General features: G+C 65.8%; 14 protein-coding genes. 9 read left to right on the plus strand and 5 right to left on the minus strand.

Going from position 1 to position 13,897, the window contains the following annotated elements; genetic code table 11:
• Positions 1 to 34: 34 nt before the first annotated feature.
• The 3 genes from hypB to AB0M74_RS01750 all read right to left on the minus strand — a co-directional run bounded on the left by hypB (position 35) and on the right by AB0M74_RS01750 (position 2,291).
• The gene (hypB, locus tag AB0M74_RS01740; protein WP_364900448.1) at positions 35 to 871 is read right to left on the minus strand and encodes a hydrogenase nickel incorporation protein HypB; all 837 of its coding nucleotides are present in this window, start codon (positions 869 to 871) and stop codon (positions 35 to 37) included.
• Entirely contained in the window at positions 829 to 1,203 is a 375-nt protein-coding gene (locus tag AB0M74_RS01745; RefSeq protein WP_364900450.1) for a hydrogenase maturation nickel metallochaperone HypA, read from the minus strand. Before AB0M74_RS01745 ends, hypB begins: the two co-directional genes overlap by 43 nt.
• Before the next feature lie 314 nt (positions 1,204 to 1,517).
• Entirely contained in the window at positions 1,518 to 2,291 is a 774-nt protein-coding gene (locus tag AB0M74_RS01750) for an SDR family oxidoreductase (protein WP_364900452.1), read from the minus strand.
• Positions 2,292 to 2,462: 171 nt separating this feature from the next.
• Between AB0M74_RS01750 and AB0M74_RS01755 the strand changes: the two genes are divergently transcribed.
• Positions 2,463 to 5,600 (plus strand): BTAD domain-containing putative transcriptional regulator, encoded by a 3,138-nt coding sequence (locus AB0M74_RS01755; protein ID WP_364900454.1) that lies wholly within the window; start codon positions 2,463 to 2,465, stop codon positions 5,598 to 5,600.
• A gap of 51 nt (positions 5,601 to 5,651) precedes the next feature.
• Positions 5,652 to 6,866: an FAD-dependent monooxygenase gene (locus AB0M74_RS01760; RefSeq protein ID WP_364900456.1), complete on the plus strand. Its 1,215-nt coding sequence runs from the start codon at positions 5,652 to 5,654 to the stop codon at positions 6,864 to 6,866.
• 15 nt (positions 6,867 to 6,881) lie between these two features.
• Here AB0M74_RS01760 and AB0M74_RS01765 read toward each other — a convergent pair whose 3' ends face one another.
• A complete protein-coding gene (locus AB0M74_RS01765) occupies positions 6,882 to 7,472 on the minus strand; it encodes an NAD(P)H-dependent oxidoreductase (RefSeq protein WP_364900458.1) in 591 nt (196 codons plus the stop codon).
• 327 nt (positions 7,473 to 7,799) lie between these two features.
• Between AB0M74_RS01765 and AB0M74_RS01770 the strand changes: the two genes are divergently transcribed.
• From AB0M74_RS01770 to AB0M74_RS01785, 4 genes are all read left to right on the plus strand, one after another.
• The gene (locus tag AB0M74_RS01770) at positions 7,800 to 8,114 is read left to right on the plus strand and encodes a hypothetical protein (protein ID WP_364900460.1); all 315 of its coding nucleotides are present in this window, start codon (positions 7,800 to 7,802) and stop codon (positions 8,112 to 8,114) included.
• 57 nt (positions 8,115 to 8,171) lie between these two features.
• Complete coding sequence (locus tag AB0M74_RS01775) at positions 8,172 to 8,558, plus strand: hypothetical protein (protein ID WP_364900462.1); 387 nt, start codon at positions 8,172 to 8,174, stop codon at positions 8,556 to 8,558.
• Between the two features lie 102 nt (positions 8,559 to 8,660).
• Positions 8,661 to 9,122 carry a roadblock/LC7 domain-containing protein gene (locus AB0M74_RS01780; RefSeq protein ID WP_364900464.1) on the plus strand — a complete coding sequence of 154 codons (462 nt, stop codon included), beginning with the start codon at positions 8,661 to 8,663 and terminating at the stop codon, positions 9,120 to 9,122.
• Between the two features lie 21 nt (positions 9,123 to 9,143).
• The gene (locus AB0M74_RS01785) at positions 9,144 to 9,515 is read left to right on the plus strand and encodes a hypothetical protein (protein WP_364900466.1); all 372 of its coding nucleotides are present in this window, start codon (positions 9,144 to 9,146) and stop codon (positions 9,513 to 9,515) included.
• A 56-nt stretch (positions 9,516 to 9,571) separates the two neighbouring features.
• Here AB0M74_RS01785 and AB0M74_RS01790 read toward each other — a convergent pair whose 3' ends face one another.
• The gene (locus AB0M74_RS01790; RefSeq protein ID WP_364900468.1) at positions 9,572 to 11,101 is read right to left on the minus strand and encodes an FAD-dependent oxidoreductase; all 1,530 of its coding nucleotides are present in this window, start codon (positions 11,099 to 11,101) and stop codon (positions 9,572 to 9,574) included.
• Between the two features lie 210 nt (positions 11,102 to 11,311).
• Between AB0M74_RS01790 and AB0M74_RS01795 the strand changes: the two genes are divergently transcribed.
• The 3 genes from AB0M74_RS01795 (at position 11,312) to AB0M74_RS01805 (ending at position 13,891) form a co-directional block, all read left to right on the plus strand.
• Positions 11,312 to 12,166 carry a helix-turn-helix transcriptional regulator gene (locus AB0M74_RS01795; protein ID WP_364900470.1) on the plus strand — a complete coding sequence of 285 codons (855 nt, stop codon included), beginning with the start codon at positions 11,312 to 11,314 and terminating at the stop codon, positions 12,164 to 12,166.
• Between the two features lie 76 nt (positions 12,167 to 12,242).
• Positions 12,243 to 13,091, plus strand: a complete 849-nt coding sequence (locus tag AB0M74_RS01800) for a glucose 1-dehydrogenase (protein WP_364900472.1) — start codon at positions 12,243 to 12,245, stop codon at positions 13,089 to 13,091.
• The gene (locus AB0M74_RS01805) at positions 13,088 to 13,891 is read left to right on the plus strand and encodes an aminotransferase class IV family protein (protein ID WP_364900474.1); all 804 of its coding nucleotides are present in this window, start codon (positions 13,088 to 13,090) and stop codon (positions 13,889 to 13,891) included. The genes AB0M74_RS01800 and AB0M74_RS01805 overlap by 4 nt, the downstream gene beginning before the upstream one ends.
• Positions 13,892 to 13,897: the final 6 nt, after the last annotated feature.

Consider the following 13,897-nt stretch of genomic DNA (forward strand, 5'->3'; position numbering starts at 1 on the left):
AACGTCACCGCTATGTGACCCTGATCACAAGAGTTTAGGCGCGCTCGACAACATGATCAAGACTGGCCGATGCTGCGAAGCGTTCCTTCGCAAGCCAGTCATACCAGCGCGCCATGCCGTCGCCGGTGGTCACCGAGATCGGCAGCATTTCGACGCCCGGGTTGATCGAACGGACATATTCGCGGCATTTATCCAGATCGAAGTCCACATAGGGCAGCAGATCGGTCTTGTTGACGATGACAAGCCCTGCGGCGGCAAACATATGTGGGTACTTGAGTGGCTTGTCGGTCCCTTCCGTCACCGAAATGACGACGACCTTGCTGCGCTCACCCAGATCGAACAGCGCGGGGCAGACCAGATTGCCGACATTCTCGATGAACAACAGGGTGCCCGGCGCAGGCGCCAAGGCATCGAACGCCCGCCGCAGCATGTCGGCGTCCAGATGGCAACCTGCGCCGGTATTGATCTGCACCACCGCGCAGCCGGTCGCCTTGATCCGCTCCGCATCCAACAGGGTCTCCTGGTCGCCCTCGATGACGGCGATCGGTACCTCGTCGAGCTCTCCGATGGTGCGCTCGAGCAGCGTTGTCTTACCCGCGCCCGGTGAGCTGGTCATGTTGAACGCCACGATATTTCGCTGTTCGAGCCAATCACGATTATGGCGAGCCAGCAGGTCGTTCTTCGCCAAGATCTTCTGTTCGAGGGTGATCGTCTCGGTCACCGGTAGATGCATATGATCAGCGCCGTGATCATGATGGTGATCGTGACTGTCGCCGTGATCATGGTGATGACCGCCGTGATCGTGATCGTGATCGTGAGGGACGGTGATCATGGCAGTTGCGTCGTTACCACATCCGCAGGTTGCGCACATTCTTCGCTCACTTCCATCGACCGGATTCGCAGTTCCCGCCCGGAAATCACATCGACGTCGGCACTTCCGCAGTGACACAGCACAACCAGGTCGGTCAGCGTGAAGTCCGCGCCGCAGGACCGGCAGACCGCCCGGCCCGATACCTGCTCGATCTCGAGCCGCGCCCCGTCCGCCACCGTGCCTTCGGCGGCGAGCTCGAAGCAGAACTGCATCGCGTCCGGAACCACCGCGCAGAGGGCACCGACCGCAACGGTGACACTGTGCACCTTCCGTCCCGCCGCGTGCCCGCACACGGCGTCGATGACACTCTGCGTAATCGCCATTTCGTGCACGACGGCCTCGGCTCGTTAAGAGAGTGGACCGACAACGTTACTCCTGCCCATCGGCCGTTTGCAGACATTCCGTGTCCCGACACGGGACTCAGAACCTGTCCCAGACGTATCCCGCTGTGTGGTGTCGATGATGTCGGCCGAGATCCACCTGACATCTCCCGAGACCAGGAACGCGAGGGTTCTGCCGAGGACGTCGATGGCGCCCTTGCTCATCACGTGGGCCACCTGAGACGGTGCGGCCGGGCAGGGCGCGCAACGAGAAGAGATTGACGCTGGTCGGCGGCCCGGTCGGCACCACTGGGATCCCGAGTCGTTCACTGTCCCGTCGCCGGGCTCAGGAACGTACCTCCGCTGGCGTCGATGATGTTGGCGGTGATCCAGCGGGCATCGTCGGAGGCCAGGAACGCGACCACATCGGCAATGTCCGCGGGGCGGCCCGATCGGCCGAGCGCGGTCATCGAGGCCATCATCGCGCTGGCCTCCGGGATGGCGAACATGGCTGCGGTACTGTCGGTCTCGGTTGCTCCGGGGGCAACGGTGTTCACCGTGATTCCGCGTGGCCCGAGTTCAACGGCGAGGGTTTTGCCCAGGACATCGATGGCACCTTTGCTCATCGCGTAGGCCACCTGAGACGGTGCGGCCAAGCGGGGCGCGCACGAGGAGATATTGACGATGCGACCGCCGTCGTTCAGCAGCGGCAGCGCGTGTTGGAGGATGAAGAAGGGGGCAGCCACATTGACGGCGAAAAGCCGATCGAACTCCTCCGGCTCGACCTGGGCGATCGAACCACCCATACCGCCGCCGCCCGCGTTATTTACCAGAATGTCCAACCGCTCGCCGAACGGTCCGGCCGCGAGTCCGGCGAACAGCGTGTCAACCCCGTCCGGGGTACCCAGCGCGGCGCGCACTGCGAACGCTTTTCCGCCGGCAGCCTCGATATCGGCCACGGTCTTGGCGGCAGCCTGCTCGTTACTACCGTAGTGCACGATGACGCTCGCGCCATCGGCTGCCAATCGCATCGCGACGGCCCGACCGATGCCTCGCGACGATCCGGTGACCAGTGCGGTTTTACCGTGCAGATTCGACATATCGAGTCCCTACCTTGCTTCTGAAGTGCTGGTGTGCGGTTCGAGGATTAGCCTCGGCCACGGCGCTCACCACCTGGTCACCATCGGCTCACCACCTGTCGCTGAGATCGGTGCTGGCATACTCTGCGGCATGATTACCGCAGGTCGAGTAACGAATTCGAACGGTGCCTGATGCTTTTCAGAATCTTGGGCCCGATCGAGGTGTGTCGCGAGGACGGTCGCCCGGTTGCGGTCGGGGGGCCGCAGGTTCGCGCGCTGTTGGCACTGCTGTTGCTCGATGCCGGACAGGTCGTCGGACGTGAACGGCTGATCGACGGGCTGTACGGCGAAGACCCACCCGCGGATGCGGCGCACGCTCTGCAGTCGCAGGTTTCGCGGCTGCGACGTGGCTTGCGTGAGGCAACAGCGTCCGGCGTAGCCGTCGAGCACAGCTCGGCGGGGTATCGGCTCGCCGTCGATCCGGACAGGGTCGACGCGCACCGCTTCGGTTGTTCGGCCGAGGACGGGCGGCGGGCACTTGCCGCCGGGGATCCGGCGGCCGCGGCAACGCTGTTGACCGAGGCGCTGAGCTTGTGGCGCGGCGAGGCCCTCGCCGACGTCTTGGACGCCCCATTCGCCGCGCCACATGCGGCACGCCTTGCCGACGCACGGGCCGCCGCGCTGGAGGATCGCGCCGCGGCACTGCTTGCGCTGGGCGATCACCGAGCCGTCGCGGCAGACTTACCGGAGTTGTTGGTCTCCGACCCGCTGCGTGAACGAGCCGTCGCGCTGTTGATGCGGGCGCTGTCTGCGGGTGGGCGGCAGGCGGAGGCGCTTGCCCTGTTCGCACAGACCAAGCAGCTGCTCGCCGACGAGTTGGGCGCCGACCCCGCCGCGGAGCTCACGACGGCACACCTGGCTATCCTGCGGGCCGAGTCCACGGCAACCCCGATCGCATGCCGCATGCCCGCTCAGCTCACCAGCTTCGTAGGTCGCGAGCGTGAGCTCCGCCAAGTGGCGGCGCTGCTTTCACAGGAACGGCTGGTGACGCTGACCGGTCCGGGCGGCACCGGTAAAACCCGTCTGGCCGTCGAGATCGGCGCTCGCGCACGAGGTGAGGCGCACTTCATCGATCTTTCGCCGTCGGTCGACCGCGCGCAGGCCCTACAGGCGATCGCCGGGGCACTCGGGGTACGCGAAACAGGGCTGCTGCCTTCGGATTCAGGTCCGGCAGACGTCGAATCCCGACTCGTCGACGCGCTCGCCGACCGTGCGCAGCTGATCATCCTGGACAACTGCGAGCAGGTGATCGACATTGTCGCCGCGCTCGCTCATCGGCTGCTCGCGGCGTGTCCCGGTCTCCGAATTCTCGCCACCAGCCGCGAGGCGCTGAACATCACCGGTGAAACCTTGTTCCCGTTAGGGCAATTGGCCGTGCCCGCGCCGGACGTCGAGCTTTCCGAGGCATTGGGCTCCCCCGCGGTGCGACTGTTCGCCGACCGCGCAGCGGCTTCGCGGCCTGGTTTCGTGGTGGACGCGGGCACCATCGGACCGGTACGACGGATCTGCGCCGACCTCGACGGTCTGCCGCTGGCGATCGAACTGGCCGCCGCCAGGTTGCGCACGCTCGCTCTCGAAGAGATCGAAACCCGACTGGCCCAACGGTTCCGGCTGCTGTCGCGCGGAAGCCGCACGGCCGCACCGCGACACCAGACCCTGCGCGCGGTGGTCCAATGGAGCTGGGATCTGCTCGACGCTGGCGAACAAGCCCTCGCCAGGCGTTTCACGGTATTCGCGGGAGGCGCCACGCTGACCGACGCCGAACGAGTATGCGATTCACCGAATACCGACGACCTCCTGTCAAGTCTCGTGGACAAGTCCTTGGTCGACGTCGACTCGGGCCGATACCGCATGCTGGCGACGGTACGCGAGTTCTGCGCGGAGCGACTCGCCGAAGCCGGTGAGACAGCACAGCTCAACCGTCGCCATGCCGAGTACTTCGTGACACTGGTCGAACACGCGGACCTCCGGCTACGCGGGCCCGAGCAGCTAGAATTCCTGACCCGGCTCGCCGCCGAGCACGCCAACCTGATCGGCGCGCTGCGCTGGGCCGTCGGCGAGGGTGCGACCGTCTCCGACCCGCCGGATGCCGGCGACCCGAAGTTGGCTCTGCGACTCATCGCGGCGTCGTCGTGGTTCTGGTGGTTGCGCGGGCTGCGCGGCGAGTCCGCGCCGCTGGCCACCCAACTATTGGACCGGCTCGGTTCCGAAACTCCTGCCGAGGAATACGCCCTGTGCGTCGCGACCGCCGCCCAAGGTCACGGCGATCCGAGCGACCACCTCGCGCGGGCCGCCACGGCGATCGCGAACTACGACCGGCCGTTGCAACGGCCATATCTCTTGCTGCTCTTGATGGTCGGCGGCGGCAAAATCGATATACCCGTCGAACAGCAGCGCAACCTGTTCAGCGCCGATCCGTGGTCACAGGCGTTCCTGCGCGTCGGACAAGGGCTCGAACTTATCTTCGCCGGGCAGCCGTCGGCGGCAGAGCGCGAATTCACGGCCGCGCTGGACGGCTTCCGTCCGCTCGGCGACCGGTGGGCGATCGCGACCGTGCTGGACAAGCTGGCAGCGATCGCCGACGGTCGCGGCGAACCTGTGCGCTCGGTGGAGTTGATGGACGAGGCCATCACGCTCGTCGAACAACTCGGCACGGTCGAAGACACCGCAGACCTGCTCAACCGCCGGGCAGATGCCAGGGTTCGGCGCGGGGCATTCGATGCGGCTCGCGCGGATTATCAACGTGCCGAAGAGTTTTCGCGCACGATCGGATGCCCGAGCATGCGCGCCAACGCGCACAGAGGACTCGGCGATATCGCTCGGATCGAAGGCGACTCCGCGCTGGCGGCACAGGAGTATGCGCTGGCGCTCGAACTGAGCGAACACATCTCGATCAGCGCGCAGGAGACTCGGGCCAGGATCCTCATCGGGTCGGGCTGGGTCGCCGCGGGGCACGGCAACCTCGCGCAGGCCCAGTTGGCACACCGGGCCGGTCTCGCCGCCGCCGTGGCCAGCGGAAACCTGCCCGTCGCCGCGGGCGCGGTGGAGGGCTTGGCCGATACTTGCCTGCTGGCAGGCGACGCTGAGCGCGCGGCCGTGCTGCTCGGTGCGGGAGCTGCCCTGCGTGGTGGGCCCTCGTCGGACGACCGTGATGTCGCGCGGGTTGTCGCCGAAGCCGAGCGCCTGCTCGGGCCGAGACACTACCTCGATGCCCGGCAGCGGGGCAGCGTTCTCGCACTTCATGAGGTGGTGCATCTAGCCGGTGAGTGACGGTTGGCAGACGGTGAGCGTTCGGTGAGCGCCGACGCCCACGCTTGCCATATGACAACGACACAGCGTCTCGCCAATAAGACTGTCTTGATCTGCGGCGCCAGCGTCGCGGGCCCGGCCCTCGCATACTGGCTGCACCGATACGGGTTCACCGTCACCGTCGTCGAGCAAGCTCCCGCTCTTCGGGAAGGCGGCTACAAGGTCGACCTGCGTGGTGTCGCGATGAATGTCATCGAGCGGATGGGTCTGCTGCCCGAGATCCGGAAAGCGAGCACCCAGATACGCGGCGGCGCATGGGTGAACAGGTCAGGCAAGGCGCTCGCGTCGCTCGGCCCCGATCTGATCGGCATGCGCGCCCCAGGTGACGAGGAAGTACTGCGCGGTGATCTCGCCCGAATCATGTTCGACGCGAGTAAGAGTGGCGTCGAGTATCTGTTCGGGGACTCGATCACCGCTATCGCCCAGGTGCCGCACGGGGTGCATGTGAGTTTCGAACATGCCCCGACGCGGGTGTTCGATTTGGTTGTCGGTGCCGACGGATTACATTCGACCGTGCGGCGCCAGGTGCTCGGGCCCGAAACCGAGTTCGTCCGCCACACCGGGATGCACGCGTGCGTATTCAGCGTGCCCAATCACCTCGATCTGGACCGTTGGGAGCTCATCTATCCCACACCGGGCAGAGTGGTGCAGGTCTACAGCACCCAGCAGTCCGCGGCTAAGGCCCAATTCGTCTTTCCGACACCGAAAACACTGCCCGACCGGCGGGATGTCGCCGGGCAGCAGCGCCTGGTCACCGATACATTCGCCGACGGTGGGTGGGAGACCGCGACGCTGCTCGAGGCGATGCCTCACTCCCCCGACTTCTATTTCGACTCGGTCAGTCAAGTCCGCCTCGACCAGTGGTCGCTGCGGCGCATTGCCTTGGTCGGCGACGCCGCCTACAGCCCGTCGCCACTATCCGGCCAGGGCACCAGCCTTGCCATTGTCGGCGCGTATGTCCTTGCGGGGGAACTGAAGTCGGCCGGCGGCGACCACCACGTCGCATTCCCGAGCTACCAGGACAGGATGCGCGACTACGTCGAGCTGAACCTGGCCCTCGGCTGGGATAACGCCAGCCAGATGGTGGCGGGCAGCAAGAGCGCCATTCGGATGCAGACCACCATGTTGCGTATGCTGCGCTACCTGCCGTGGAAGGACCTCGCACTGCGCCCGATCATGAAGCCGCTCAACCACGCTGCCAACGCCCTCACCCTTGAGGACTACTGAATCGAATATCTCAGGTCAAGCGACATATGGGCGCTCGGACCTTGCCGATCGGAGAGCTTCACCGAACCAGACGAGTTGGTCGAGCAATTTACTGGCGGCGGCCTTGCTCGGCGCGGGCTCGATCGGCTGGCCCAGCGAATCGAATTGCTGTGCGGCGCCGTGGAAGCTGACGGTGTCACGCACGGTGACCGCGTGCAGCTCCGTGAAAACCTGCTTCAGATGTTCGACAGCACGCAAACCACCCGAGATGCCCCCGTAGGACACAAATCCGATCGGTTTCGCCTGCCACTGGGTGAAGTGCCAATCGATCGCGTTCTTCAGCGGCGCAGGGTAGCTGTGGTTGTACTCCGGTGTCACCACAACGAACGCCTCCGCGTTCGCGAGGCGGGCGCCCGTTTCCGCCAGCGCAAGTGCGCCCTGCGCACCCAGGTCGTCGGACATGTGCGGCGGCAGCTGCGCGTCCGCGAGATCGATGAGGTCGACACTGAGGTCCTCGCGCTGAGCGGCGAGTTCGACGAACCACTTGGCGACAGTCGGGCCGAATCGCCCGGAGCGGGTGCTTCCGACGATCACGGCGAGCTGGAGTGGACTAACTGTTGGGGTCATGCACGAAGCATCGAACATCAATGAAGGTTGAGGTCAAATCGGCCGGGCGGCGAGGTGCAGCGGCTCCCCAACATCCACCACCCACGCAGCCCTCGGCGCCTGCACCGCGCTGGCGCGCACCAGCGGCGAATTTCGACGCGGGCGAGGTCGAGCACGGCCGGCCTACTCCGCGACGCTGCGCCACCCACCGCTCGGTGCACACACTGCGGCCACGGTCGATCAGCTCATTGCAGGTCGACTGGCCCTCGAGCTCGGCGCCGGAGAGCGTGGCCGAATTCGAGATCTATCGGAGCACCTTTCGCACAGCGGGTGGGTCGACTGGACGAGATGGTGGCCACCTGGCAGCGCAGTTGGTCGGGCGACGGCCGGTTCGGCGGTCGCTACTGGCGTCTCGACGACCTGTCGCGCACGCTGTCCACCAAGGACATCACCGCGATACGTGTCGAAATTATTAATACCGAACGGTATTCGGCTACTCACAGTGACGGAAACCGAAAGGTATTGATACCGCATGGTATTCAATTAACCTCACACCTCGAGATACCGAAAGGTATTGATACCGAGAGGTATTCTTGTGTGGTTTCCGGGGGAAATGCTCGCCCGATCGGAATTCTCCTGACATTTGCTGTACATCACTCGTGACGGTGTGTAGCGTCTGGAATCCTGAAACCCTCACAGGACAGGACAGGCCAGGAGCGCGTGATCGGAATCGACGGCTGTGTGCAACGCATTATGAACATTCCCGGTGCGCGCAGCGTGACGCTCGTGGACGCGAGCGGTCTGGCTATCGCCGCAAGCGGCAGGCATGCTCTGGTCGACGAGCACGAAGACGCTGCGGCCACCGCCGACGTTCTCCGAGCGGTGCTCGACTGCCCGGCGCTCGCCACCGGCCATGACGATGTCATGACTGAGCTCATTGTGTGCGGCACCCGCGGATATCACCTGTTGAATCTGGTGAACGGCGACTTCGACGGCCGACTCTTCGTACACGTGCTATTCGACGACGACACCGGAAATCTCGGGATGGCGCGATTTCAGCTCCAGGCCATTCTCGCCGAATTGGCCGTGGACGTTCATGAGCGTTGAGATCGCGGTCGAACTACGTCGGCTCGAAAAGGAAAGGCGCACCGGGATGTTGGAAACCCTGGCGTTGCTGGCGGAGTCCGAGCCCTGTCCTGCGGAGCTGACGTGACCGCGCGCAAGAAACTGCTCGGCGAACTGATGGGAAGGTTGACCAAGGTGGCGATGCCAGGACCCGAACCGAACACTATGGTGCTCGCGGAACTGCGAGCCCTACGCGATCGCGTCCCGCGGCTGACCGGCTCACTGGTCGCATCCAGTGACGGCCTGCTCGTCGCCCACGATCTGCCGGCGCACATCGAACCCGACACGATGGCCGCGATGGCCGCCGCGCAACTGTCGTTGTCGCACCGGTTGGCCACCACCGCACACGGCGGCGGCTTCCACGAGGTCGTAGTGCGCGGCACCGACGGGCATGTGGTGATCTACGCGGCGGGTTGGACCTCGCTGACGGTGCTGGCGGGCCCCGATGTGAATGTCGGCAGGCTCCATCTGGAGTCGCGCCCGGTGGCCCGCGCGATCGCCGACCAGCTGACGGCGACGTCGAACGAACTCGACAAAGACAACTAACACCGATTGAAAGGAACAGACATGTCCAACTTGGATCTGGCGCTCAAAGACATGATGGTGATCGACGGCGCGCTCGGCGCGGCCGTCGTCGACTACAACAGCGGCATGGCACTCGGCATGGTCAGCAGTTCCAAGTCCCTGGATCTGCAGGTCGCGGCGGCGGGCAATACCGAGGTGGTGCGCGCCAAGATGCGCACCATGGAGCAGCTCGGGCTCAACGACGGTATCGAGGACATTCTCATCACGCTCTCGGGCCAGTACCACATCATCCGGCCGATGACCGGGCGTAAATCCAAGGGCCTTTTCCTCTACCTCGCGATGGACCGAGGCCGGGCCAACCTCGCGATGGCCCGACACCGCCTCAGGGGCATCGAGGAAGAGCTCGACGTGTGATCGGCCCGCGTGCGGCGCCTGGGGCGGGCTCCGGACGCCGCGCGCGCAACGTCGACCTATTCGGGCGCTCCGAACCAGCGAGTCACTGCGCTCGACAGCCCGTCGATCTCGGTGGAGTCGGTAGCCCACGCCACATAGCCGTCGGGGCGAATGAGCATCGCCGCGAGAGAGCGCGATCGGGCGGGTTTTGCGGTGACGACTCGGACTCGGGAAAGCCAGGGGGCCACCAAGTTTCGGAGTTCGGCGGAGTCGGTGAGGTCGAGCAGGACTGCGGCGCCGTCCACGAAATGGTCTTCGACCCGGCTGCCATCGGACAGTTCGAAATCGGGGGCTGTCGCTCCGGTGAGTTCGTGGCCACCGCCGAAGTCATAGCGGTGACGAACGCCCGATATGTTCTTGAAGAGGGTCGTTGCCCCGTCGGTCGTGGCCAGTAGTTCGGCGAAGACGGTGCGCAGTGCCCGGCTTCGCTGGTCCAGCCGCATCAATGCGACTTGCGCGCGGGTCCAATCCAGCACCCAAGCGCCGATCGGATGCCGCTCGGCGGTGTAGGTGTCCAGCAGGTTCGCCGGCGCCCAGCCGCGCACGACCGCGGCGAGCTTCCAGCCAACATTCACCGCGTCGCCGATGCCGAGATTGAGGCCCTGGCCGCCGAACGGGGAATGCACGTGCGCGGCGTCGCCTGCCAGCAGGACCCGACCACGGCGGTAATCGGTGACCTGCCGAGTGTTGTCGGTGAATCGGGTAGCCGAGTGCACCGCCGTGATCTCGACCGGCACGCCGGAGACCGCGCGCAAACTGGCCTGGAGCTCGTCCGCGGTGATCGGTGCGTCCCGGTCGGCGGGCGGTCCATCCATCTCCACGGTGAGGAAACGACCCGGCGTCGGACCGTACGCGTAAATGCCCGTGGGCGTCGAGCTCCAACCCGGCACCAGTCCTTCGGCACCCGCCATCTCCACGACCGCCTGATGCCCGGTGATCTCGGGATCGAGGCCGGGAAATTCGAATCCCGCCAGCTTGCGCACGAGGCTGCGGCCACCGTCGCAACCCACCAGCCACGCCGCGCGGACTTCGACATCGCCGAGCCGAACGACGACGGCATCGGTGACGTCGGTGAAACCGGTCAACTCCACACCGCGACGAATCACCACACCGAGTTCCTCGGCGCGCCGGGCGAGGATTGCTTCGATGCCCTGCTGCGGCACCAGGAACACACCGGCGGCTGGACCGAGATCAGCGAAGTCCTGGTCCTCGTAGTCGATATCCTCGACATCGAGGAAAACCCCGGCGAAATGACCTGCGCCGGGCCGCTTGCTCGTCGTCCCGATCACCGTGCCACCACGCTGCGCCTGGAACTTCCGTACCACCGCCAGCGTCTCGTCCTGCAACTCGACCAACTCGGGCAGTAGACCGCGCCGGGCGAGCGCTCGTGCCGTCGGCACATTGATCGCGCCCGCCTTGAGCGTCATGTCGGGTTCGTTCAGCCGTTCGACCACCAGCACATCTACCCCGGTCAGCCGTAATTCGCAGGCCAGCATCAAGCCGACGGGCCCGGCTCCGGCGATCACCACATCGAATGTCTCGTTCATGAATCACACTGTGCCGAGACCTGATTGCGCGCACCTTGCGCCTCCTTGCGTGCCGCTTGCGTCGATGGCGCGACGAGCCGTGCTGCACAATGCTTCCGACCTCGCGACCGCACGCGGGCGCTCGGATCACCGCATTGCCCGGCGCAGGCAACGGCGCCACGGTGTGCCGGCGCGAAATCTCGAACGACCCGTCGTTGCTACTTTGGTCGAATGACCAGCGAATCGCCAGCGGTAACACAGCGGCGCCGCGAGCAGCTCCGCGACTTCCTGCGCACCCGCCGGGCGCGGCTGACACCCGGTGATGTCGGTGTGGCGGCGGTCGGCAGGCGGCGAACGCCCGGGCTGCGGCGCGAGGAGGTCGCCATGCTGGCCGGAGTCGGCGTGTCCTGGTACACGTGGCTCGAGCAGGGACGCGACATCAAGGTTTCGACCGAAGTACTCGACGCCATCGGCCGTGCGCTGCGGCTGACCGAGCCCGAGCGCGCGCACCTGTATGTGCTGGCCGGGCTCAACCCACCGAGGAGCGGCGGGACGCGGGATGCTGTGGTCACCCCGGAGCTGCGAGCGCTGCTCGATGCGTGGGCGCCGCGGCCCGCGGTGCTGCGGGACCGGTACTGGAACCTGCTCGCGATCAACGATGCCGCGCATAGAGCTCTCGGCTACGACGGCGTCGACCACAACTGCCTTTTCACCTTCTTCACCAATGCTCGGCACCGCGCCATGCACCTGCACTGGGAGTCGGTCGCGCCCGATGTCGTCGCTGCCTTTCGCGCCGAAGCCGCGCGCGCCCCCGGCGACCCGGAGTTCGACAGGGTGGTCAACGAGCTCACCGCCGTCAGCCCCGAGTTCGCCGAACTGTGGGCCCGCCACGACGTGGCAGGCCCCACCCAGGCCGTGAAGGCGGTACACCACCCCGAGGTAGGCGACCTGATCTTCGACATGCTGCCGTTGGCCGTCGCCGATCACCCCGACTGGCATGTGGAGTTGTACAACCCACGCCCGGACACCGGAACCGAGGTTCGGCTCGAACGCCTCAGCCACATCCGGCTCGCCGCCCCGGCCTGAGCGCCAGCCTGGTGGTGCCACACCCTGGATAACTGCACACTGTTTGCCGTGCGCAGTGTTGGGGAGGCTGATTGTCATGCCCCACAGCAACTCTCGTTTCGACGACAAGATCGCACTCATCACGGGCGGCAGCAGCGGCATGGGCCTGGCCACCGCACGCCGGCTGCTCGCCGAAGGCGCACAGGTGGTCATCACCGGACGCGACAAGGTGAAGCTCGATGCCGCGCTCGACGTGCTCGACGGCGGGGACCGCGTCCTCCCGATCCGCGGCGACGTGGCGAACCTCGCTGATCTCGACGCCATGACGACCGCGATCCGTGCACGCTACGGGCGGCTGGACGTGGTCTTCGCCAATGCAGGTGTCGGCGCGTTCCAGCCGCACAGTAAGATCACCGAGGCCGAATTCGATCGGGCCGTCGGCATCAACTTCAAAGGCGTGTTCTTCACCATCCAACGGGCCGTTCCACTGCTGCCGAAGCATGCGGCGATCGTCATCAACGCCTCGTGGACGCTGCACCGTGGCCTGGCTGACGCTTCCCTCTACTCGGCAACCAAAGCGGCGGTGCACAATCTGGCGCACACACTCGCCGCCGAGTTGGGGCCCAAGGGAATTCGGGTCAACTCCGTCAGCCCCGGCTACATCGAAACCCCCATGTTCCACGACAACGTCTCCGCGGCGGCGGCCGCCGCCGTGGTCGCCGAGGTGGCCGCCGGTCGCATCGGTACCGCCGAAGATGTCGCCGACGCGGTCGCCTTCCTCGCCTCCGATGCAGCGTCCTACATCAATGGACAGGACCTCATCATCGACGGCGGCCTGGTCACGGCCGTCAGCCGGCCGACGAACCAGTCCGAATCCTCCACCGGGCGCGGCAATGCTCGCGCTGCCGGGCTGGGTACGACACGACTGCTCAGGGAGAATCCATGACCTCCTTCATTATTCAGCGCAACGGCCGAGCAGCCACCAACGAAGAGTTGGCACCACTCGCTTTCGCCGGCTATGCCCACTTCACGGCAATGCAGGTGCGCGATAGCCGGATCCGTGGCCTCGACCTGCATCTGGAGCGGCTGCGCGTGGCGTCGATGGAATTGTTCGGCCAGGCCCTACCGGACGACCGTGTTCGGTCCTACTTGCGGACGGCATTGGCGGTGAGTCCGCCCGATGTCTCGCTGACGGCCACGGTGTACTCCCCCGCGGGCGAGTTCACCACGACCGGTATCGACGTCGAGCCCGATGTGCTGGTCCGCACCGGACCGGCGACTACTGGTCCGCAGGGCCCGTTGAGGCTGGCGACCGTCGAGTACGAACGGGTCCTGCCCGCGGTAAAACACGTCGGCGAGGTCGCCAAAACCTACTTCCTGCGGAACGCGGTCGCCCACGGCCTCGACGACGCGGCCTTCCTCGACCGTAAGGGCAGGCTCAGCGAGGCCTCGATCTGGAATCTGGCCTTCTGGGACGGCACCACGGTGGTGTGGCCGGTCGCCGAGATGCTGGACGGGACCACCATGAGCATCGTGCGCAGGCAGCTCGATCGCCTGGACATTTCGCAGCGCAACCGGGAGATCACGCCCGCCGACGTGCCCACGCTGACCGGAGCCGTGGTCATGAACTCATGGACCCCGGGCATCGCGGTGCACCGCATCGGCCCTGCCGCTGTGCCCGAGGCACCGGCGTTCGTGGACCTACTACATAAGGCTTACCGGGCCGAACCACTCACTGCGCCGTAGCGGCTG

The organism is Nocardia sp. NPDC051463 (assembly GCF_040681975.1).
In the GTDB taxonomy this organism is placed as follows: Bacteria; Actinomycetota; Actinomycetes; order Mycobacteriales; family Mycobacteriaceae; genus Nocardia.

What these genes read in the sequence shown, in the direction of transcription:
- hypB (WP_364900448.1), bottom strand. Translation starts at nt 871, where the DNA reads ATGTGCGCAACCTGCGGATGTGGTAACGACGCAACTGCCATGATCACC.
- AB0M74_RS01750 (WP_364900452.1), bottom strand. Translation starts at nt 2,291, where the DNA reads ATGTCGAATCTGCACGGTAAAACCGCACTGGTCACCGGATCGTCGCGA.
- AB0M74_RS01755 (WP_364900454.1), top strand. Translation starts at nt 2,463, where the DNA reads ATGCTTTTCAGAATCTTGGGCCCGATCGAGGTGTGTCGCGAGGACGGT.
- AB0M74_RS01760 (WP_364900456.1), top strand. Translation starts at nt 5,652, where the DNA reads ATGACAACGACACAGCGTCTCGCCAATAAGACTGTCTTGATCTGCGGC.
- AB0M74_RS01765 (WP_364900458.1), bottom strand. Translation starts at nt 7,472, where the DNA reads ATGACCCCAACAGTTAGTCCACTCCAGCTCGCCGTGATCGTCGGAAGC.
- AB0M74_RS01770 (WP_364900460.1), top strand. Translation starts at nt 7,800, where the DNA reads ATGGTGGCCACCTGGCAGCGCAGTTGGTCGGGCGACGGCCGGTTCGGC.
- AB0M74_RS01785 (WP_364900466.1), top strand. Translation starts at nt 9,144, where the DNA reads ATGTCCAACTTGGATCTGGCGCTCAAAGACATGATGGTGATCGACGGC.
- AB0M74_RS01790 (WP_364900468.1), bottom strand. Translation starts at nt 11,101, where the DNA reads ATGAACGAGACATTCGATGTGGTGATCGCCGGAGCCGGGCCCGTCGGC.
- AB0M74_RS01795 (WP_364900470.1), top strand. Translation starts at nt 11,312, where the DNA reads ATGACCAGCGAATCGCCAGCGGTAACACAGCGGCGCCGCGAGCAGCTC.
- AB0M74_RS01800 (WP_364900472.1), top strand. Translation starts at nt 12,243, where the DNA reads ATGCCCCACAGCAACTCTCGTTTCGACGACAAGATCGCACTCATCACG.
- AB0M74_RS01805 (WP_364900474.1), top strand. Translation starts at nt 13,088, where the DNA reads ATGACCTCCTTCATTATTCAGCGCAACGGCCGAGCAGCCACCAACGAA.